Source organism: Aestuariimicrobium kwangyangense DSM 21549 (assembly GCF_000421525.1).
In the GTDB taxonomy this organism is placed as follows: Bacteria; Actinomycetota; Actinomycetes; order Propionibacteriales; family Propionibacteriaceae; genus Aestuariimicrobium; species Aestuariimicrobium kwangyangense.
Genome location: NZ_ATXE01000003.1, coordinates 286,236 through 305,935 on the forward strand (window position 1 = coordinate 286,236; position 19,700 = coordinate 305,935).

Consider the following 19,700-nt stretch of genomic DNA (forward strand, 5'->3'; position numbering starts at 1 on the left):
AGAGCTCACCGGCGCGGGTGTGGTCGCTCATCGCAGGGGTGAGTGGGCTCGGTCACCTGTACTGCTGCAGGCCGCTGGTCGACCCCTTCGCGAGCTGGGCGAACATGGCCCGGGCCTTGGCCTCGTCCCACAGCACCGAGGAGCCGGCCGGTGTCTGGGCGTTGGTGTTCGACAGGGGCACCACCAGGGTCAGTCCGGACGACCCCGAGGTCTGCCTGAGGCCGAGGCCGATTCGCGCCAGCTCGAGCATCGACGTGTTGTGGTCACGGTGCACCAGGTCGGTGGCCGCCGACCAGAACTGCCAGTAGCGCCACGGCAGCAGCATCGCCGGTGAGGTGATCCTGTCGGCCACCTTGCCCACGATCTCGCGTTGCCGTTTGGCGCGTCCGATGTCGCCCTGGGGGTCGGACTTGCGCATGCGGGAGTAGGCCAGCGCCTGGTCGCCGTCGAGGGTCTGGCACCCGGCGGGGAGGTTGGCGTGTGAGTCCTTGTCGACCATCGGCTTGTCGAGGCAGACACTCACCCCGCCGGCGGAGTTCACCAGCCGCGGGAAGGCCGTCATGCCGATCTCGAGGTAGTCGTCCACGCGCAGCCCGGTGTTCGCCTCGACGGTGCGCACCAGCAGTTGCGGCCCTCCGAAGGCGTAGGCGGCATTGATCTTGTTCTTGCCGTGCCCCGGGATGGTGACGTAGGAGTCGCGCGGGATCGAGATGAGGGCCGGCTTCCCGCTGGTGGGCATGACCAGCAGCATGATCGTGTCGGTGCGGGAGCCCGAGTTGGTGGAGCTGTCACGTGAATCCGTACCGGCCAGCAGTACCACCCGGCCGGGGGTGTCTGCCGCCCTCTGCGCCGGCAGCGCGTCGAGGGTGCCGCCACGCCCCAGCAGGTCCACCGGCGTGGCCACCAGGAAGGCGAGGTAGAGCGCGACGAGTGTGACCAGCACCCTGCCGAACCCCGACCCACCGCCACGACGCCGGTGAGGGACCGGACGACCCGTGGGCGGTGGCGGAAGCACCGGCGGTTGGTCACTGACCGGCGGCTGGCCCGAGCCGGCCCGTCCCGCCCCCGGACCGTAGCCGGACGGCACCGGGCCCTGCGGTCGTGCTCGGGGAGCCTCTGGGGCGTTGCGACCGTCCCGGGCATACGGGGTGTTCTGGGCAGACGGGGGGTTCTGGGCAGACGGGGGGTTCTGGCCGTCCTGCCCGTCACGGCGGTAGAGCCAGTCGAGATCGTCGCGTCGAGGTGCATCGTTCACGCGCTCAACGGTAACCAGTCGGTGCCCACCCATCGGTGCCACCGGCACCACGGACCCGGGTCGACGACCAATCCTCGGACCACGGTGGCAGCGGCGTGGCACGGACCGGCCCGCGGGTCGTCCGCGCATACTGGACAGCGCCTCGGCCTTCCCCCGCAGCGAAAGGTGCGCCCGTGACCGACACCGCCCACAGTCCCACCGTCGCCCAACGCAGCGAACGGGTGGTGCTGCGTCGCGGCATCGGCTACCTGGTGGGCAGCATCCTGCTGCCGGGCTCGGCCCAGTTGGTCGGTGGCAACCGGCGGGTGGGGGTGGTGGCGCTGCGCGTCATCGGTGCCCTGCTCGGTCTGGTCATCGTCCTCGGCCTCGTCTCCCTCGTCTGGCGGACACCGGCGGTCACCCTGCTGGCCAGCGGCTGGTTCTGGAAACTGATGCAGTGGGTCCTGATCGTGTTGGGGGTCTGCTGGGCCGCACTGGTGCTCGACGCCTGGCGGGTCGCCCGTCCGATGGGCATGGCCCCCCGGTCGAGGTTGGGTTTCGGCATCGGTGCGCTGCTGCTGGCGATGGCGGTCTTCTTCGGCTCGCTGGGACTGGGGTCGATGGCGCGAGCCCAGGGCGACCTGCTCTCGAAGGTGTTCGCCGGTGGTGGCAGCCGCAAGGCCACGGCCGGACGCATCAACGTGCTGCTGCTCGGTGGCGACGCCGGGGCGGACCGGACCGGTCTTCGTCCCGACTCGATCACGGTCGCCTCGATCAGCGAGCAGACGGGGCGCACCGTGCTGTTCAGTCTTCCGCGCAACCTCGAGGACGTGGACTTCCCGCCTTCGTCCCCCCTGCACAAGCTGTACCCGCACGGTTACTCGTGCCCCGACCACTCCTGCCTGCTCAACGCCGTCTACATGCTGGGCCAGGACCACAAGGACCTCTACCCGGGTGTGGCCGACCCGGGGGTGCAGGCAACCAAGGAGGCCGTCGAGCAGACCTTGGGGCTGTCGATGAACTACTACGCGATGATCGACCTGCAGGGCTTCATCTCCCTGATCGACGCTGTCGGCGGCATCACCCTCGACGTCAACAAGCGGGTACCCATCGGGGGCGGCACCTCGAAGGTGTTCGGCTACATCGAGGTGGGTAAAAACAAGCACCTCGACGGTTACCACGCCCTCTGGTTCGCCCGGTCGAGGCACGGGTCGACCGACTACGAGCGCATGATCCGACAGAAGTGCGTGATGAACGCCATGCTCAACCAACTCAACCCGGCCACGGTGGTGGTGAAGTTCAACGACATCGCACACGCGGGGCAGCAGATCGCAGCCACCGACGTGCCCGCCAGCGAGGTGAACCGGTTGATGACACTGGCGACCAAGGCCAAGGCGAAGCCGATCAGTTCGGTCTCTTTCACGCCCCCGCTCATCTATCCCGGCAATCCCAAGCTCGCCGTGATCCGACAGACGGTCAAGCAGCGGATCTCGGCCTCCGAGGCCCTGGACGATCCGAGCAGGCGCAGCTCCACCCCTGGCTCGAGCGGCACCTCCGGGTCGACGAACACGTCGGGGTCGGACGGGTCGACTGACACCTCGAAGTCAACGGGGGCCGCCGGCCCGAGCGGTTCCGCCGGGGAACCGGGACCGTCGTCGAGCCCCACGACAGCGGCCGGATCCGGGTCGTCGGCGAAGCCGACGGCACCCGCCAGTGACGACAACGGCACCCCCCAGCCCCAGAACGACGACCTGTCACAGGTCTGCGCGGTTTCTTGATGGCTGCAAGGATGGGGGCGTGAGAGATCAGTGGCCCTCCTTGAGCGTGGTGATGCCGGTGCTCAACGAGGAGAAGCACCTGCGTGCCTCACTGCAGGGCGTGCTCGACCAGCACTACCCGGGTCCGCTCGAGATCGTGCTGGCCATTGGGCCCAGCACCGACCGCACCCACGAGATCGCCGAGCAACTCGCCGCGGACGACCCGCGGATCGTCGTGGTCGACAATCCGACGGGCACGACACCCGACGGGCTCAACCTCGCCATCAACGCGAGCTCCCACGACCTGGTGGTGCGGGTCGACGCCCACGGTGAACTGGGCCCCGACTACCTGAACCTTGCCGTCGAGACACTCCAGCGCACCGGCGCGGCCAACGTGGGCGGCCTGATGGACGCGCGGGGCACCACCGACTTCGAGCGCGCCGTGGCGGCCGCCTACAACTCCCGGATCGGCCTGGGCGGGGGAGCATTCCACTTGGCCGACTCGAGCGAGGGGCCGGCCGACTCGGTGTTCCTGGGCTGCTTCCGACGCGATGCCCTCCGGCGCGCCGGGGGATACGACCCCGACCTGCGGCGTGCCCAGGACTGGGAGTTGAACCTGCGTCTGCGCGAGGCCGGTGAACTCGTCTGGTTCAACCCGGGGCTGCGGGTCACCTATCGTCCGCGGTCGACGGTGCGAGCCCTGGCGCGGCAGTTCTACACCACCGGCAAGTGGCGCCGCGAGGTGATCAGGCGTCATCCCCAGACGGCCAGCGCCCGTTACCTCGCCCCGCCGGTGGTCGTGCTCGGCTCGGCTGCAGGGTTGGCCGTGGGAATCGTGGGGTTGGTCGGGCAGCACCGGCTGCTGGCCGCAGCGCTCGTCGCCCCAATCGGTTACGTGACCGGGGTCGCCATGGGCGCTGCCACCATCAAGGGCGACCTCCCGCGAGGTGCGCGGATGCGCCTGCCGCTGGTGCTGGCGGTCATGCACCTGGGGTGGGGGGCGGGCTTCGTCCGCGGCCTCAGCGCCGACGAACGGACGAACCCGCATCCAGCGCCCCGCCCCACCTGCTGAGGTTCGGCGCCCGGCCGGCTCGGCGGTTGCCGGATCCGCGTCCGGGTCAGCGAGCAGCCCGCTCTGCAGTGGCGATGGCCTCCACCCGATCGTCGGGGGCAGAACCGTCGACGACCACCAGTGAGCCCCCGCCCACCAACGCCCCGACCAGTGCGTTCAACATCACCTCGGGGGACGAGGCCACCACCAGACTGCGCCCCCTGACCGGGGCCAGGCCTGCCAGGGCCGCACCCGTGAGCTCCTCGCGGGACCCGGTCCACCACACCTGCTCGGCAGGGGCGGCGCCGTTGAGGTGCACGTCGGGTTCGGAGAGGATCTCGTGCGCGTCGGTGACCCCGGGCAGCGGTCGTCCGAAGCCGAGGCCGAGCGGGTGCAGGGAGCACGCAACGGTCTCGACGCCGGGCACCGGGACGGGATGCTCGGGGCCCAGCACGGCGAGGTCGACCATGCCCAACTCGTCGCGGGGGGCCACCACCACCCGACCGCCGGCCTGCCAGCCGGCGAAGACCCACACCCACGACAGCCAGTGACCGGGGTGGTCGAACACCAGGGGCAGTCCGAGTACGGGTTCGTCGTCCACCCCGAGGGTGCCACACAGGTTGCAGGCCTTGTCGACCCAGTTCGCGAAGGTCACCGCCGACAGTTCCACTCGCGCACCCGACTCGGGGTGGTACCAGGTGAGCAGTGGACGAGCGCCGTCGCGCTGCACCCTGGTCTCGAGGGCGTGGAGAACGGTGGCCTGCATCGCGCCAGTCTAGGTGGGTCGGGTGCAGGCGGCCGATAGGGTCGCGTCATGCGTTACGTGGTGATCGTGGCCGGGGGGTCGGGGAAGCGGTTGTGGCCGTTGTCGCGGCAGGGCGAGCCCAAGCAGTTGCTGGAGTTGATCGGTGACAAGTCGTTGTTGCGGATCAGCTATGAGCGGGTGCGGGGTGTGGTGCCCGACGAGCGCATCCTGATCTGCACGGGTGCCGACTATGCCGCCTCGGTGGCGGCGCAGGTGCCTGAGGTGCCGTCGGGCAACATCCTGGGTGAGCCGGTGGGTCGTGATTCCCTGAACGCGGTGGCCTGGCCGGCCGCGGTGTTGGCGGCCGCCGATCCCGAGGCGGTGATGGCGGTGCTGACGGCCGACCACGTGATGCGTCCGGAGTCGGTCTTCCGGGAACGGTTGGACGAGGCCTTCACCCTGGCCGAGCGGGTGCCCGATGCGTTGGTGACGTTCGGGGTGGTGCCCACGTCGCCGCAGACGGGATTCGGTTACCTGCACCGCGGCGGGCCGTTGGGCCTCGACGGGGTGATGCATGCCTGCGCCGTCAGCGGGTTCACCGAGAAGCCGCAGCGCCGGGTGGCCGAGCAGTACCTCGAGTCGGGGGAGTACTGGTGGAACTCAGGGATGTTCGTGTGGCGGGCGTCGGCGTTGCTGGCGGCGCTGGCCGTGCTGCAGCCGGCCACTCATGCCCAAGTGCTGGAGTTGGCTGCCGAGCCGGGCAGGCTCGCGGAGATCTATCCCCAGCTGCACAAGGTCTCGGTGGACTACGGGGTGATGGAGCCCGTCTCGCGGGGGGAGGCGCCCGGGCGGGTGGTGGCGGTTGAACTCCCGATCAGCTGGTACGACGTCGGCTCCTTCCTGGCGTTGGCCGGCCAGCTCCCGACCGATGCCGGGAGGAATGCCCGCCAGGGGTGCACCGTCGTGCTCGACGGGTTCGACAACCTGGTCATCAACCGTCGCTCCGATGAGCACGTGGTGGCCGTCTCCGGGCTGCGCTCGATGGCCGTGGTGGTGACCGATCGGGCCACCATGGTCGCCCCCTTGGCCGATGCCGAACAGGTCAAGGAACTCGTCGCCAGGGTCGCCGACGAAGTCGGGCCACGGTTCGCGTGAGCCTGCCCGATCTAGAGTGAACCCGGATCAATCCTTGGGAGGGCTCATGTCAGGTGTCGAACGCCATCGACTCGCAATCGCGTGGTTCGCGGTCGGACTGACCGTCGCGGCCTTCGCGATCGGCTGGATCTCGCTGCTGTCAGGAGGCCTGCCGCAGGCCTCGACCCTGGCCACGGTCATGGGCGGTGGGCTGGTGCCCCTCGTCCATGCCCTCGCCTCGATCGTCGCCCTGGTCTGGGCTGCGACCGCGGCGCCACGCCTCGACGTGCGCGCCCCGGCGGGTGTGCTGGGCGGCCTGCTGGTCGTGGACGCGGCAGTGGGACTGGTCTTCGGGGTCGTCGCCCTGATGACCGACCGGTGGCGGTTCGCCACCTCTGCGGGGGACGCGGTCGAACTGGTCGCCAAGCTGGGGTTGGCTGTCATCTGCCTGCTGGTCGCCGCCCATCCGGCGGGTGATCGGGCGACCTCGCCGCCGCAGTTCCCGGCACCCCACGCCCAGACCCCTCAGCTGCCGGGCCAGCAGTCCGTCCGCGGGGGTGCACCCACGCAGCCATCGGCCCAGCAACTCCCCAGTTGGCAGCCCGACCAGGCCTCGGGTGGGGCATGGCTTCGGGCCGGTGACGCCGCCACGGGTGCATCCGCGTCGACCTGGGGAGAGCCGACGGAGACCCCCGAGGGACGGCGGGGACCAGCCAGCTGGGAGCCCGCTCCCCGGGACCAGGACCGGTCGTGACATCTTCGTCCGGAAACGGCGACGCGCCACGCCGAAGATCTGCAACTTTTTCTCGCCCTCAGCTTGACGTGAGTCGAACCACACGCTTGTAATTTGATTCAACGGAGCCGCCGGTTGGCAGCTTCGAGGGTCGAGAGGAATCCGATGGGCGATTTGCTGACAGTGCTGTCGACGACCGAGGGACCGCTCGAGTGGCAGGAGCGAGCCCTGTGCGCGCAGACGGATCCGGAGGCGTTCTTCCCCGAGAAGGGTGGATCGACGCGGGAGGCCAAGAAGGTCTGCGAGACCTGCGAGGTGAAGCGGGAGTGCCTGGAGTACGCGCTGGCCATGGACGAGCGGTTCGGCATCTGGGGGGGCCTGTCGGAACGCGAAAGGCGACGCCTGAAGCGACGCGCCTGAGCTGGTCCTCGCCCGTTCCGCTCTCGTCCGGGCCACCTTCGGGTTGCCCGATGAACGCATCCGCCTAGACTCGGCACCTGATCGGGCCACACCACGGCCGACGAACGTGCACCGCGCCATGGCGGGGAGGAGGCCGGATGACCCACGCCACACCGGTGGACGCCACCCCTGACGACGCCGGCTCCCGGGCCTCCCCGGCCCCGAGTGTCGAGCCCGGGACTGAATGGGCCTGGGCCCACGAGGAGACCCCTGAGCCGCAGTCGAGGATCTCGGCTGCTGAGGTGGCCGCCATCCTGGTGGTGCACGACGGAGCCGAGTGGCTGGCCCGCTCCCTCGTCGCGCTCGGTCGACTGGACGATCGACCCGGGCTGGTGATCGCCGTCGACGCCGACTCGCGTGACGGATCCCGCGACCTGCTCGACAAAGCCGTGGACGAGGGACTGCTCGACGAGGTCGTCGACGCCCCGTCCGGGGGTTTCGGACAGGCCCTGCAGGCCGTCGTGCCCCTGCTGCCCCGTGACCACGTGTGGCTGTGGCTGCTGCACGACGACGCGGAACCCCGGCGCACCGCACTGCGGGAACTGCTGCTTGCGGTGTCGGCTGCCGACCCGACCCCTGACGTTGTCTTCCCCGCCCTGCTCCAGCCCCAGCGCCGCAACCACGCGACCCGGGTGAGCGAGGTGGGGCAGTCGGTCACCCTCTCCGGCGACCGACATCTGTCCATCGATCCCGGCGAGATCGACCAGCGTCAACTCGACCCGGGCGACACCCTGGGCGGGTCGAGTTGCGGGATGCTGCTCACCCGATCCGCCTATGACGCCCTGGGTGGGTTCGATCCCGACGTCCCGCTTCACCGCGACGGACTCGACCTCGGGTGGCGCGCCCAGGAGGCCGGTCTCACCGTGCGCACGGCCCCGGCGGCGGGCATCCACCACCGGCAGGCCGGTCGGCTGCAGGACCGTCCGGGCAGCGTCGACCCGGCGCTCGACCGCCAGTGGGGCATGCGAGTGGTGGCCGCACACGCGACCCATCCGTCACGGTCCCTCGTCTGGTTGACGTTCACCGCCATGCTGAAGGGCGTGGGCCTGTTGCTCGGGAAGTCACCCCGGGCCGCGCTCGCCTGGTTCCGGGCTGCCCGCGGCATCGCCGGCGACCGGGCCGTGGTCCGCCGGATGCATGGGCGCAATCCGAACGCCGGCCTCCCGATCGACCGGGCGCTGCGTCCGACCCCTGCACAGACCTTGCGGGCCGCGGCTGAACGCCTGTTCGCCTCCTTCGCCGACCGCTATCGCGACTTGCGCGAGGACCACTCCGACACCTCCATCGACGCGCTCACCGGTGACGACTTCTCGGGTGGACGCTCCAGTTCGCGGCTGGCCTCACCCACCAGCGTGGTGCTGGTGGCCATGGCCGTCACGGCGTTGGTGGTGGCCCGTCACCACCTCGGAGTTGGACACCTCGTCGGGCCGCGGCTGCTGCCCGCGCCACAGGACCTCGGCCAGGCCTATCGGCTCTGGGCCGCCGAACCCGTGGCGCTGCCGGGCAGCAATGCGCCCTGGATCGGATGGAGTGCGCTCGGCTCGACCCTCGCCTTCGGTTCCCCGGAACTGTTCGCCCGACTGCTCGTGCTGGGGGCTCCGGTGGTCGGCACCGCCACCTGCCTGTTGTTGATGAGGTGGGTGCTTCGCGACAAGGGCCGGTGGCTGCAGGCTGGACTGTCGGCGCTGTGGGGCATGGGCGTCGCGCTGCTGGGGTCGACCGGCCGGGGGTTGCTCGCCACCTCGCTCACCGCCGTGGTGATGCCGCTGGCCGCCCTGGCCGCAGTGCGTTGGTTCGCGCTCGACCGGCAGGGACGCGAGCCCGGTCCTGGTGACGCCGTCGCAGACGAGGTGCGCTCCAGGCCCGGCACCGCAGAACTGTGGCGCGCGCCCGCCTCCTTGGCTCTCTGGCTCGGGGTGATGGCCACGGCGACTCCCGTGTTCGCCCTGGTTGCCCTCCCCTTCGCCGCCCTGCACGGGCTGGCGCGCAGCCGCTGGAGCGGCAGGACGCTGCTGGTCGCGGTCGGCCCGACGGCGTTGATCGCCACCTGGATCCCACGCCTGTTGCACCATCCCGGACGAATGCTCACCTCGGCCGACCCGCTCGCCACCGCCCATCCCGACCTGCCCGCAGGAATGTGGTTGCTGGTGGGGGGTTCCGTGGGCGGCTGGACGGCCTGGCTCAGCGCTGCCGTGATCGCCGCGACTGCACTGGCGGCCGTGGCGGCCGCCATCGTCTCTGCGTTCGCAGGGCGGTCCGGTCCACTGGGCTGGATCGGGATCGCGGTCAGCAGCTTCGGGCTGGCCCTCGTGCTCGGTAAACGTGCCTTCCTGCTCGACGGAGCCGTGGCCCGTCCGGCCATCGACGTGTGGTTGCTGATGGGCTTCGGGGCGCTGGTGGTCTCGTTGGCCCTGTCGTACGACGATGCGGCGCGACGCGAGGGTGGACGAGTGCTGACGCGCTCACTGATGGGGGTCACGCTCGCCCTGGTGGTCGCAGCCGGCGTGGCCTGGATCCCGGGTGACCGGATCGCAGCCCTGTCCGTGCAGCGGTCCTCCCTGCCCTCGTACGTGCTGGCCGTGCAGGACTCTCCCCGGCGGTCGCGAACCCTGATGATCGACCTGTCGAGCCAGGGTGTCGTCTCGTGGAACGTGGTCAGTCGCACCCAACCCCGGTGGGGCTCCGGCGAGCAGAACCCTGCCGGCGACGAGGCAGCCGCACTGGCCCTGGGTGGGCTGGTGAAACAGATCGCCGAAGGGGCCACCTCGGACGAACTGGCGCAGTCCCTACGTGCACGAGGCATCGGTCACCTGTGGCTGCGGTCCCCGTCGACCGCGCAGGCCAGTGGACTGAACAACGCGCCGGGGCTCGTACCCGGATACGTCGACGACTCCACTCGGGTGTGGACGGTGTCGGAGGGGGCCACCTACCAGCCGCCCGCCCGTCGCTGGGGTGTGGCCTCGGTGGTGGTTGAGTCGCTGGTCGCCCTGCTGCTGATCGGACTGGCCGCGCCCGTGCTCGGGGCACCCTCCGGTGCGAGCCCTCGACGGGCCCGGGGTGAGGTGGACCGATGAGAAGGGGCAGACGCATCCTGCTCGCGGCCGCCGGGGCGGTGGCCGGGCTCGGGCTCGTGGTGGGCGGTCTGGTGAGCCCGACCGAGTCGCGGGAACCCACCCGACTTCCCGATGTCGCCACCCTGCAGATGGGGGTGTGCCCGGTGCAGGGAGCCTCCGGTGACCTGGTCGGCGGCACGACACCGGGGGCCCGGGTACGCATGTTGGCGGAGTCGACCGCGGTCTCGGCCACAGCGCCCATCACGGCACCGGTGATCGTGACCCAGAACCAGGCCAGTGGCGTGCTGCCACCGGGGGTGAACCTGAGTTCGCCGACCGGCAGGAGCTTCGCCGCCTGCTCCGAACCAGCCTCCACCTCGGCCGTGCAGGTACCCGACCCGAGCGTCGCGGACCTGTTGCTGGTCAACCCGGACAAGACCCAGGCCGTCGTCAACCTGGCCCTCAGCTCGGTGAACGGGTCACTCACCACCGCTGGTTCGCGTGGGCTGACCATCCCGCCGGGACAGGTGAGGGTGGTGCCGATCTCGGTCCTCGCGCCGGGTTCGGACCCGGTCACCGTGGTGCAGACCGCCACCCAGGGACGAGTGGTGATGGTCAGCCGCACCATCGACGGGGCGGTCGACCAGTTGGCGGCCACCCAGCCTGCCGCCGAGGTCGTCCTCCCGGGGATCGTCGCCGGATCGACCAGCACCCGGCTGGTGCTGGGCAACCCCGGCGAGACCCGTACCCAGGTGACCGTGAAGGCGATGAACGGGCGCGGCGAGTACGTGCCGGTGGGCACCGAGAACGTCACGGTCGATGCCCAGTCGAGCGTGCAACTCGACCTGACCGGTGCCCTCGAGGGGGAGGCGACCTCACTGCACCTCACCGCCGACCAGCCGATCGTGGCCACCGCGGAGGTGAGGGTCGGGAACGACACGGCCATGGTGGGCAGCGCCCCGCTGGCCCCGGTCATCACCGACATCCCCGCCTCGGGGGTGGTCCAGGTGGCCAACCCGAATCCTCAGCCGGTCACCGTCCAGGTCACCTCGGGCAGTCGCACCACCCGCGTCAGGGTGCCCGCCTCGGGGGCCGCCGGCACGGTGGTGCAGGCCGGGCAGGTGGTCACCCTCAGCAGCGGCCTGCCAATCGCCGCAGCCTCGATCATCGCGAACTCCGGGGTGGCCGTGCAGCCGTTGCGGGGTGCCGTCCAGCAGTCCAACGAGGTGCAGATCGACCAGGACCCGCGGCTGGGCTGAGGCTCAGTCGTCCTCGTCGCCGACCAAGGGGTCGATGTCTCGGGGATTGCGGGCGGTCAGGGCGGCCAGTTGCTCCACCACCGTGCGATGCACCAACCTGCGCAGATGACGGCGTCCGGTCGATCGCTGTTCGAGGGGCCTGCGATAGACCACCACCCGTGCGGGCTGGGTGGCTGAGGCCTCCATCGCGGCGGCCAGGGGCACCCGGGTGTCATGCTCCCGAACGGTGGGCACCTCTTCGACCCCCACCTCGATGTGGTCGAGCAGCCCCGGCTGCAGGCTGCCGATCCGCGCCAGCGATGCCGTCAGACACTCGTTGAACCACGCCGCGGCTGTCGGGTTCCGGTGGGCGAGGAAGGCGGCGCGCACCTCGTGTGCGGCTCGGCGCGTGGGGGGCTCGGCCGCGAGCGGCACGAGGGGTCCACGCATGCCGCGGTCGTGGCGGTCGCGGTGGCGTGGCATGGGGGTGAGCCTAGCCCTCGCCTCAGCGTTCGGCGATGACCTTCAGGTGCCGCTTCTCGGCCAGCACCACCACGTCGCGGCCGAACTCGGGGGAAGGGGTTGGCTCGTCCACCCGCATGCCGACCTCGCGGATCGCATCGGCGAGGGCGAGAAGGTCGTCCAGTGGGGCCTGACGTGGTTCGTCGGAGTCGGGCATCCGGATGGTCTCCCAGCCCCGTGGCGCCGAGGTCGAGGCCGAGTGCTGGTCGCACAGGTCGTAGCTGGCGGGGTCGACCTCGGGTGACAGGGGACCGATCACGGCCGTCTGGTCGGCGTAGACGTAGGTGAGGGTCGTGGTGGCCCTGGCCCGACAACTCGTGCGCGAACAGACCCTCGATCCCATCACTGTGCCCCCTTCGTCGTGCCGCAGCCGAGCCTGTGGTCCGGGTGCCCGGTCACCCAGAGGAGGTTACGACTGCTGACGGCGGAGGTGTGGCAGGCGCGCTGGAGTGGGCCCCGGCGCTAGTCTCGACCCGTGATCGAGGCGAGCGTGTTCAAGTCCAATGACATCCGTGGAGTTGTCGCCGGTGGGGAACGCCCCGGTGAGTGGGACGAAGCCGGCGCCGCCCGGATCGGGCAGGCCTGGGCCGACCTGGCCGACCCGGCCTGGCGGGCCACGGTGGTGGTCGGCCGTGACATGCGGGTCTCGGGTGAGGCGATCAGCCGCGCCTTCATCGCCGGGCTGCGTTCCCGCGGAGTCCACGTCCTCGACTCGGGGCTGAGCAGCACCGACCAGCTGTGGTTCGCGTCCGGTTCCCTCGACCTGGCCGGGGTGCAGTTCACTGCCAGCCACAATCCGGCCGACTACAACGGCATCAAGTTCTGCCGCCCCGGCGCCGCCCCGGTCGAGCCTGCCTTCCTGCGGGCGGTGGCGGAGCGGGCTCTTCAACTCGAGGCCGACCAGTCCCCGTTGGGCGAGCCCACGGGTGACCTGGAACTGGTCGACACCCTGCCGGGATACGTCGCCCACCTGCACTCGCTGGTCGACACCTCAGGCTTGCGCCACCTCACCGTGGTGGTCGACGCCGGCAACGGCATGGCAGGTCACACCGTCAGGGCCGTCTTCGAGAGGGTCGACGTCGACCTGGTCGGCCTCTACCTCGATCTCGACGGCAGCTTCCCGAACCACCAGCCCAACCCCCTGGAGCCCGAGAACCTCGTCGACGCCCAGCGGGCCGTCCGGGAGCACGGTGCCGATCTGGGATTGGTCTTCGACGGCGACGCCGACCGCTGTTTCATCATCGACGAGCGTGGTGAGGTGATCACCCCGTCGGTGGTGACCGCGCTGATCGCGGCCTCGGAGCTCGCCCGGGAGCCCGGTGCCACCATCGTGGTCAACTCCGTCACCTCGGGCACCGTCGAGCAGGTGGTCACCGAACTCGGCGGACGAGTGGTCACCTCGCTGGTGGGCCACACGCACGTGAAGGCACTGATGGCCGCCGAGCACGCGATCTTCGGCGGCGAACACTCCGCCCACTACTACTTCCGCGATTTCTGGGGTGCTGACACCGGCATGCTGGCAGCACTGCACGTGCTCGCCCTGCTGGGACGCAGCGACCAGCCCATGTCTGCGCTGGTCACCGACTACCAGCGGGTGTCGAACTCCGGTGAACTCAATTCCACCGTTGCCGACCAGGCAGCGACCATCGAGCGAGTGGCGGCAGCCTTTGCCGGCAAGGGCAGCGTCGAGCGGGTCGACGGCCTCACCGTGCGAGGGCTTGACGCCGAGAAGCGCCCTTGGTGGTTCAACCTTCGTGCCAGCAACACCGAACCGCTGTTGCGGCTCAATGTCGAGGCCGCCACCGATGCGGTGATGGCCGCCGTCCGCGATGATGTCCTTGACCTGGTGCGCACTCCCGCGCCCACCCCCGAAGGAGCCTGAGATGTCCCACCCCACCAGCGAACTGGAACTCGCCCCCGAGTTCCTCGAGATCGCCGCCTGCCCCGCCTGCCACTCGAAGTTCGCTGTCGACTACGACGCCCACGAACTGGTGTGCACCTCGGCCGTCTGCGGACTTGCCTACCCGGTTCGCGACGGCATCCCCGTGCTGCTGATCGACGAAGCCCGTTCAACCCTCGAGAACTGAGCCACCATGTCGGCCGGTGACTTCGACGACTCCCTGTTGGAACAGACCAGGCTCTCCGAGCGTGCCGACGACCTGCTCCGATCGCTTGCCTCGGCAGGTTCGCGCGTGCGCCGTGAGGCCCAGGGATCGGCGGACGAGCCCTTGGCGGCAGGCTTCGAGGCCGGGCTGCGTCCCCGTGGGGTGATCGCGGTCGGTCCCGAGGCGCGGCTGATCCGGGCCCTGCTCGAACCCGTCTGCCCGGTGCCCTTCATGGCATGGCCCCACCCGGGGCTGCCGGCCTGGGTGGGTGCCCTCGACCTCGTGGTGGTGCTGGCACCGTCCGGCTCCGATCCGGCGCTGGTGGCCTCGGTCGCCGAGGCCGTGCGTCGAGGCGCCGCCGTCGTGGTGGCCGCCCAGCCGGGATCGGCGATCGCGGAGCGCGCGGGGTCGCGCACCACCTTGTTGCTGCCCGTCACCACCGGCGATGCGTTGGCGTGCGTCGTGCAGGTGCTGAGCGTGCTGCACCAGTTGGGGTTGGGGCCGTTGGTCGTCCCCGAACAGGTCGCCGATGCCGCTGACCTGGTCGCCGAGGAATCGTCTCCGCACCGCGACCTCACCACCAATCCCGCCAAGGAACTGGCGGTGGCCCTGGCCGACGCCCAGCCACTGGTCTGGGGAGGCACCGTCCTGGCCGCCCGCGCCTCGCGCCGGGTCGCGGAAGCCATCCGCCGATCGTCGGGGCGAGCCGCCCTGGCCGCCGACGCCAGCGAACTCCTGCCCGTCATCGAGGGGGTACGCGAACGTGACGTGTTCGCCGATCCGCTCGAGGACGGGGAGGAGACCAGGCCGGTCCTGGTGGTGCTGGACGATCCGGCCGGCGATGCCCAGGTGCGTCAGGAGCGGTCCCAGTTGCTGGCGGCCGCCCAGACCCATGACGTGCGGGTCTGCGTGGTCGAGGCAGGCAGCGAGATGACGCAGACGTCGTCGATGGAGACCTACGTCACCTTGTTGCAGAAGGGCCTGTTCGGAGCGGCCTGGCTGGGGATCGGCCTCGGCGCCTTCTGAGTGTCGCTGCCACGGTCGCCCTGCTCGGACCGGGCGCCTGCGGATAGGCTGCCGCCATGGCTGACGTGCTGGTGCTCAACGGACCGAACCTCGGACGACTGGGTCGTCGCCAACCGGAGATCTACGGCGCGACCACCCACGCCGAACTGGCCGACCATCTGGTCGAGACCGGACGAGGGTTGGGCCTGGTGGTGGAGGTGCGCCAGACCGACGCCGAGCACGAGATGATCGGCTGGCTGCACGAGGCCGCGGATGCCTCGATCCCCGTGGTCATCAATGCCGGCGCCTGGACCCACTACTCCCGGGCGATCGGGGACGCAGCCGCGCTGGTCCCCGCCTACGTCGAGGTGCACATCTCGAATGTGCACGCCCGCGAACAGTGGCGCCACGTTTCGGTGCTCTCGGCCGGTGCGACCGGAATCATCGTGGGCTGCGGCCTGGGCGGATACGACCTCGCCCTGGCTCACCTGGCGTCGCTGCGCCAGGACTGACCTGAGCCACGACATACCTGAGCCACGACATACCTGAGCCACACATACAGCGCCACGACGGGCGGGGTCAGGGAGCCGGCGGCGTCCGGTCGGTGCCGCCTCTCAGCGGTCGGGATCCTTGCCGCCCTTGCCGTCCTGGAAGGACTCCCAGATCTCCTTGCACTCGGGGCAGACCGGGTACTTGTCGGGGTTGCGGTGGGGCACCCACACCTTGCCGCACAGGGCCACCACGGGCGTGCCCATCACCATGGCCTCGGTGAGTTTGGCCTTGGGCACGTAGTGCGAGAACCGCTCATGGTCACCGGGATCGAACGACTCCTGGGTGCGTTCGTCGACGACCGTCTGGGATCCGGGGGCCAACTGCTGGTTCATGCGCTGCATTCTACCGAGCCCGTCCACCCCCGCGTCACGGTCGGCTGACAGCAGAAACCCGCACCACTGGCAGGATGGGGCGGGTGGCAGAGCAGGTGAGTGACCAGACCCGGGTCGGCGTGGTCGGCGACGTCGTGCCCCCGAGCCTTCGTGCACTCACGGTCGGCGTGTTGACCATCGTCTTCTCCGTCGCCTTCCAGGCGATCGCCGTCGCCACGGCCATGCCGGCGGCCGCGGCCGAACTGGGGCAGTTGAGCCTGTTCGCGTGGGCCTTCTCGCTGTTCGTGATCGGCATGAGCCTGTCGACCGTGCTCGGCGGCCGCGCGTGCGACGCGTTCGGTCCCGTCCGTCCGGCGGTGGTCGGGGTGGCACTGTTCGGTCTCGGACTCACGCTCGCAGCCCTTGCCCCCACCATGGTGGTGCTGGTCTCGGCCAGATTCGTCCAGGGTCTGGGAGGCGGACTGCTGAACGTCAGTCTGATGGTGATCGTCGCCCGCTTGTGGGACGAGCACCGTCGCGCCGTGCTGATGACGGCCTTCAGTTTCTGCTGGGTGCTGCCCGCCTTCGTCGGCCCGCCCGTGGCCGCCTGGCTCACCCATCGGTGGAGTTGGCACCACGTCTTCTGGAGCGTGATCCCCGTGCTCGTGGTGGCCAGCCTGCTGTGCGTGCGTCCCCTGGCCCGGATGCGTGAGCACCTGCGCCCCCACCCCGAACAGTCGGCGGCCGTGCCCATCTGGGCAGCCGTGCTCGTCTCGCTCGGTCTGGCCGGTTTGCAGGCCGGCGGTCAACGTCTGGACTGGACCGGTCTCGTGCTGGCCGTGGTTGCGGCGGTGGCCATCGCCGTGTCGATCCGTCCCCTGATGGCTCCCGGATTCCTGCGGCTGGCCCCCGGTATCGCTGCCGTGTCGTGGGCGCGCCTGCTGCAGGCGGGAACCTTCTTCGCCGCCGAGTCGTTCCTGCCGCTGACCCTGGTGCAGTTGCGCGGGCTCACCCTGTTCGAGGCAGGTCTGGCGCTGACCATCGGCTCGATCGGTTGGACTCTCGGCTCGTGGTTCCAGTCGAGGTCCTGGTTCCGGGTGCGGCGTGACCAGTTCATCCAACTGGGCACCGCCTGCCACGTGGTGGGGGTCGGTCTGGTGGCTGCGTCGGTGTGGTTCGGGTGGCCGCTGGCCCTGATCGCCATCGGCTGGACGGTCAGCGGTCTCGGCATGGGATTCTCGACCGCCTCGGGCACGTTGGCGGTGATGCAGCTCAGCGCACCGGCCAAGCTGGGACGCAACACCTCGTCGCTGCAGGTCAGCGAGTCGATGGGCAACGCGCTGCTGGTGGGGATCGCCGGCACGCTGTTCGCGGGGTTGCGCACGAACCACCTCCCGGCGACGGTCTTCGCCTCGGTGTTCGCGGTGATGGCCCTGGTGGCAGTACTCGCACTCGGCGCCTCGCTGCGGATCGGGCCCGTGCGCAACGCGACTGCCGGGGTGGGTCCGCGGTAGCCCAGCGGGGTCAGGACGTCCCCGACCCTGGCCATGGGGCTCAGGTCAGGTCAGGTAGTTGATCGTGAGGAAGGTGACCAGCACGAAGACCACGACCAGCACGCTGGTGACGAGCAGGTAGTAGCCCCAGGAGTGCCGCTCCTTGACGGGCGCCGGCTGGTAGCGCCCCTTGCCCAGGTACTGCTCGAGCATCGACGCCGGTGTCTCGTTGCGCGGCGCCACGGTGTTCAGGTCGTCCACCGAGCGGAAGCTGCGGTGGGAACTGCTGGCCCACTCGCCGCCACTGGTCGGCAGGGGAGCGGACGGGGCGGCATGACCGTTGGTGGTGGGGGGGAGGGTCGCCCCGCGTCCCCCTCCCTCCAGTGGCAGCGGGACGTAGGTCTCACCCCCGGGCATGAGTTCGGCGATGGCATCGAGTGCGGTGGCGAACTGCTCGGCCGACTGGGGGCGACGACTGGGGTCGGGTGAGAGGGCGTCGAACAACAACGCGTCGAGTTCCGGCGGCGCGCCGATCCGGTCGGAGACGGGGGGCGGCCCCACGTTCGGGTTGCGTCCCAGCAGGTCCTCCAAGGTCTTCACCGGGAAGGGAGCGTGCCCGGTCAGCAGGGAGTAGGTGACAGCGGCCATCGAGTAGATGTCGCTGCGATGGTCGAGTGGGGCGCCGCTGGCCTGCTCGATCGCCATGAACGCCGGCGTGCCAGCCGTGGCGGAACTGCCGAACTTGTCGACCAGCGACTCCGAGACCCCCAGGTCGGCCAACATGACACGGACCCCGGCGGCGGAATGGGTGAGCAGCACGTTGCCCGGTGTGACGTCGCGGTGGATCTGGTTGTGGCGGTGCAGCACCTCGAGGGCCCGCGAGGCCTCGGCGCACAGGCGCAGGGCTCGTCCGGGGGCGGTGAGGTGTTTGCGCAGGTTCTCCATGGTGCCGCCGTCGGCGTAGTCCATGACGAAGTAGGGCAGCCCGTCGGGGGTGTCACCGATGTCGTAGACGCGGACGATGCGCTCGTCACGGATGCGGCGCAGCAGTCGGGCCTCGGCCACGAAGCGTCGCCGCACGTCGGCATTCTGGGCCCAGGTCGACGACAACACCTTGATCGCGACGGGGACGTCGAGGTCGTCGTCGTGGCCCTTGTAGACGGTCGCGAACGACCCCGCGCCGATGCGCTGGGTCAGGCGGTAGCGACCGATCTTGTCCATTGCCTTCCCATACTTCCACGGCCACCCTTCTGGGTGGTGCTGTCTGGGTAGTCTGCCTCCCCGGTCTGAGAGTTGGGTGAGAGTTCCCCACGAGTGCACCGGGCAGGATCGCTTGTCGCAGCACCGCGGTCCGGCCTCACCGGCCTCTGGGGTGCCTTCGGAGGTCGGTGCGGTGCGGCATGGAAGACTGGAGCGGTGACCGATCATCCGCAGTTGCCGCCCATGGGCTGGTACCCCGACCCGAACGATCCCAAGCAGGAGCGGTACTGGGAGGGCACTCGCTGGACCCACAACGTGCGTGATCCCCAGCCCGATGGGCGCTGGTCGTCGGGTCTGGGGGCGGCCACCGGCCAGTCCGGCTCCTCGCGCCCGACCCCCCAACCCTCCGGGCAGTCGTCCGGTCAGCCCTGGGGCTCGTCCTCGGGTCAGCCCACCCACGAGTCGCCCGCCCACCCGCCCGTACCGCATCAGCTGGCACCGGGCGCGACCCCGGGCGTCCAGCACCCCACCCAGGTTCCGGCTGGCTACGCCCTGGGCATGCTGCGCCCGGCCACGGCCGACGGGGTACCGCTCGCCAGCTTCGGCCAACGGCTGCTGGCACGCCTGATCGACTGGTTCGTCGTCTCGGCGATCGCGCTGCCGCTGGCCTACCGTTGGGTGCGCGAGTACCTGGCGGTCTACTCCTCTGCCGTCAGCACCGGCTCCTTCAGCAACTCCATCCAACTCGCCGAGAAGATCCAGGGACCGGTCTCGGCGATCGCGCTGGTCTGGGTGGCCGTCATGTTCGCCTACCAACTGTTGATGGTCGGCCTCACCTCGCGCACGTTGGGCAAGATGGCGCTCGGGCTGCGCATCGTCCCCGTCGACCGCGGCCGCGGCAACATCGGTTGGCGTGAGGCGATCATCCGGGCCGTCGTCGTCGGTGGGGCGGCCCTCGTCGACATCTCGGTCGGCATCGTCACGTTGGTCACCTGTCTCGCCGCCCTGCAGAAGCCCCGCTGCCAGGCCCTGCAGGACCGACTGGCCCGCACCCAGGTCATCAGCACCAGCTGAGCCCGCCCCCCGTCCGCCGCGGCTAGGCTGTTCG

Annotated in this window: 19 protein-coding genes; 13 read left to right on the forward strand and 6 right to left on the reverse strand. The window is 70.2% G+C overall.

From position 1 onward, the window contains the following. Window positions 1–52: 52 nt before the first annotated feature. On the reverse strand, window positions 53–1,255 hold the full coding sequence (locus H507_RS0111295; RefSeq protein WP_022910823.1) for an LCP family protein: 1,203 nt from the start codon (window positions 1,253–1,255) through the stop codon (window positions 53–55). A gap of 173 nt (window positions 1,256–1,428) precedes the next feature. On the opposite strand from H507_RS0111295, the gene H507_RS16390 reads away from it, so the two are divergent. Together H507_RS16390 and H507_RS0111305 are read left to right on the forward strand one after the other, a co-directional pair. After that, complete coding sequence (locus H507_RS16390) at window positions 1,429–3,012, forward strand: LCP family glycopolymer transferase (RefSeq protein ID WP_022910824.1); 1,584 nt, start codon at window positions 1,429–1,431, stop codon at window positions 3,010–3,012. Window positions 3,013–3,031: 19 nt separating this feature from the next. Next, window positions 3,032–4,063, forward strand: a complete 1,032-nt coding sequence (locus H507_RS0111305) for a glycosyltransferase family 2 protein (RefSeq protein ID WP_022910825.1) — start codon at window positions 3,032–3,034, stop codon at window positions 4,061–4,063. A gap of 46 nt (window positions 4,064–4,109) precedes the next feature. Here H507_RS0111305 and H507_RS17425 read toward each other — a convergent pair whose 3' ends face one another. Beyond that, complete coding sequence (locus tag H507_RS17425) at window positions 4,110–4,808, reverse strand: TIGR03089 family protein (protein WP_022910826.1); 699 nt, start codon at window positions 4,806–4,808, stop codon at window positions 4,110–4,112. A 48-nt stretch (window positions 4,809–4,856) separates the two neighbouring features. On the opposite strand from H507_RS17425, the gene H507_RS0111315 reads away from it, so the two are divergent. The 5 genes from H507_RS0111315 (at window position 4,857) to H507_RS0111335 (ending at window position 11,425) form a co-directional block, all read left to right on the forward strand. Continuing rightward, the gene (locus H507_RS0111315; RefSeq protein ID WP_022910827.1) at window positions 4,857–5,942 is read left to right on the forward strand and encodes a mannose-1-phosphate guanylyltransferase; all 1,086 of its coding nucleotides are present in this window, start codon (window positions 4,857–4,859) and stop codon (window positions 5,940–5,942) included. Between the two features lie 46 nt (window positions 5,943–5,988). Next, window positions 5,989–6,675, forward strand: coding sequence for a hypothetical protein (locus H507_RS0111320; protein WP_022910828.1), 687 nt, complete (start codon window positions 5,989–5,991; stop codon window positions 6,673–6,675). A gap of 144 nt (window positions 6,676–6,819) precedes the next feature. Continuing rightward, window positions 6,820–7,074 carry a WhiB family transcriptional regulator gene (locus H507_RS0111325; protein WP_022910829.1) on the forward strand — a complete coding sequence of 85 codons (255 nt, stop codon included), beginning with the start codon at window positions 6,820–6,822 and terminating at the stop codon, window positions 7,072–7,074. 137 nt (window positions 7,075–7,211) lie between these two features. Then, on the forward strand, window positions 7,212–10,187 hold the full coding sequence (locus H507_RS0111330) for a glycosyltransferase family 2 protein (RefSeq protein ID WP_022910830.1): 2,976 nt from the start codon (window positions 7,212–7,214) through the stop codon (window positions 10,185–10,187). Continuing rightward, window positions 10,184–11,425: a DUF5719 family protein gene (locus H507_RS0111335; protein WP_022910831.1), complete on the forward strand. Its 1,242-nt coding sequence runs from the start codon at window positions 10,184–10,186 to the stop codon at window positions 11,423–11,425. The genes H507_RS0111330 and H507_RS0111335 overlap by 4 nt, the downstream gene beginning before the upstream one ends. Window positions 11,426–11,428: 3 nt before the next feature. Here the strand turns inward: H507_RS0111335 and H507_RS0111340 are convergent, their stop codons facing one another. Both H507_RS0111340 and H507_RS0111345 read right to left on the reverse strand, forming a co-directional pair. Further along, on the reverse strand, window positions 11,429–11,887 hold the full coding sequence (locus H507_RS0111340) for a metallopeptidase family protein (protein ID WP_022910832.1): 459 nt from the start codon (window positions 11,885–11,887) through the stop codon (window positions 11,429–11,431). Window positions 11,888–11,909: 22 nt separating this feature from the next. Further along, a complete protein-coding gene (locus H507_RS0111345; RefSeq protein ID WP_026378133.1) occupies window positions 11,910–12,269 on the reverse strand; it encodes a DUF3499 family protein in 360 nt (119 codons plus the stop codon). Between the two features lie 132 nt (window positions 12,270–12,401). Between H507_RS0111345 and H507_RS0111350 the strand changes: the two genes are divergently transcribed. Genes H507_RS0111350 through H507_RS0111365 form a run of 4 tightly spaced genes read left to right on the forward strand, consistent with a single transcriptional unit; the run spans window position 12,402 to window position 15,548 of the window. Beyond that, window positions 12,402–13,808, forward strand: a complete 1,407-nt coding sequence (locus H507_RS0111350) for a phosphohexomutase domain-containing protein (RefSeq protein ID WP_022910833.1) — start codon at window positions 12,402–12,404, stop codon at window positions 13,806–13,808. Window position 13,809: 1 nt separating this feature from the next. Beyond that, complete coding sequence (locus tag H507_RS0111355; protein ID WP_022910834.1) at window positions 13,810–14,013, forward strand: Trm112 family protein; 204 nt, start codon at window positions 13,810–13,812, stop codon at window positions 14,011–14,013. Window positions 14,014–14,019: 6 nt separating this feature from the next. Then, window positions 14,020–15,057, forward strand: coding sequence for an SIS domain-containing protein (locus tag H507_RS0111360; RefSeq protein WP_022910835.1), 1,038 nt, complete (start codon window positions 14,020–14,022; stop codon window positions 15,055–15,057). Between the two features lie 56 nt (window positions 15,058–15,113). Further along, on the forward strand, window positions 15,114–15,548 hold the full coding sequence (locus H507_RS0111365; RefSeq protein WP_022910836.1) for a type II 3-dehydroquinate dehydratase: 435 nt from the start codon (window positions 15,114–15,116) through the stop codon (window positions 15,546–15,548). A 102-nt stretch (window positions 15,549–15,650) separates the two neighbouring features. On the opposite strand, the gene H507_RS0111370 is transcribed toward H507_RS0111365, so the two are convergent. Further along, window positions 15,651–15,920, reverse strand: coding sequence for a DUF3039 domain-containing protein (locus H507_RS0111370; RefSeq protein WP_026378135.1), 270 nt, complete (start codon window positions 15,918–15,920; stop codon window positions 15,651–15,653). 83 nt (window positions 15,921–16,003) lie between these two features. Here H507_RS0111370 and H507_RS16400 point away from each other — a divergent pair, with 83 nt between their 5' ends. After that, a complete protein-coding gene (locus H507_RS16400) occupies window positions 16,004–17,413 on the forward strand; it encodes an MFS transporter (protein ID WP_051139785.1) in 1,410 nt (469 codons plus the stop codon). Between the two features lie 45 nt (window positions 17,414–17,458). On the opposite strand, the gene H507_RS16405 is transcribed toward H507_RS16400, so the two are convergent. Beyond that, window positions 17,459–18,613 carry a serine/threonine-protein kinase gene (locus H507_RS16405; RefSeq protein ID WP_022910838.1) on the reverse strand — a complete coding sequence of 385 codons (1,155 nt, stop codon included), beginning with the start codon at window positions 18,611–18,613 and terminating at the stop codon, window positions 17,459–17,461. 195 nt (window positions 18,614–18,808) lie between these two features. On the opposite strand from H507_RS16405, the gene H507_RS0111385 reads away from it, so the two are divergent. Continuing rightward, window positions 18,809–19,666 (forward strand): RDD family protein, encoded by an 858-nt coding sequence (locus tag H507_RS0111385; RefSeq protein WP_022910839.1) that lies wholly within the window; start codon window positions 18,809–18,811, stop codon window positions 19,664–19,666. Window positions 19,667–19,700: the final 34 nt, after the last annotated feature.

Bases quoted from the DNA above. Each gene is read 5' to 3' on its own strand.
- H507_RS17425 (WP_022910826.1), bottom strand. From the start codon at position 4,808: ATGCAGGCCACCGTTCTCCACGCCCTCGAGACCAGGGTGCAGCGCGAC.
- H507_RS0111315 (WP_022910827.1), top strand. From the start codon at position 4,857: ATGCGTTACGTGGTGATCGTGGCCGGGGGGTCGGGGAAGCGGTTGTGG.
- H507_RS0111320 (WP_022910828.1), top strand. From the start codon at position 5,989: ATGTCAGGTGTCGAACGCCATCGACTCGCAATCGCGTGGTTCGCGGTC.
- H507_RS0111325 (WP_022910829.1), top strand. From the start codon at position 6,820: ATGGGCGATTTGCTGACAGTGCTGTCGACGACCGAGGGACCGCTCGAG.
- H507_RS0111330 (WP_022910830.1), top strand. From the start codon at position 7,212: ATGACCCACGCCACACCGGTGGACGCCACCCCTGACGACGCCGGCTCC.
- H507_RS0111335 (WP_022910831.1), top strand. From the start codon at position 10,184: ATGAGAAGGGGCAGACGCATCCTGCTCGCGGCCGCCGGGGCGGTGGCC.
- H507_RS0111340 (WP_022910832.1), bottom strand. From the start codon at position 11,887: ATGCCACGCCACCGCGACCGCCACGACCGCGGCATGCGTGGACCCCTC.
- H507_RS0111345 (WP_026378133.1), bottom strand. From the start codon at position 12,269: ATGGGATCGAGGGTCTGTTCGCGCACGAGTTGTCGGGCCAGGGCCACC.
- H507_RS0111355 (WP_022910834.1), top strand. From the start codon at position 13,810: ATGTCCCACCCCACCAGCGAACTGGAACTCGCCCCCGAGTTCCTCGAG.
- H507_RS0111360 (WP_022910835.1), top strand. From the start codon at position 14,020: ATGTCGGCCGGTGACTTCGACGACTCCCTGTTGGAACAGACCAGGCTC.
- H507_RS0111365 (WP_022910836.1), top strand. From the start codon at position 15,114: ATGGCTGACGTGCTGGTGCTCAACGGACCGAACCTCGGACGACTGGGT.
- H507_RS0111370 (WP_026378135.1), bottom strand. From the start codon at position 15,920: ATGAACCAGCAGTTGGCCCCCGGATCCCAGACGGTCGTCGACGAACGC.
- H507_RS16405 (WP_022910838.1), bottom strand. From the start codon at position 18,613: ATGGACAAGATCGGTCGCTACCGCCTGACCCAGCGCATCGGCGCGGGG.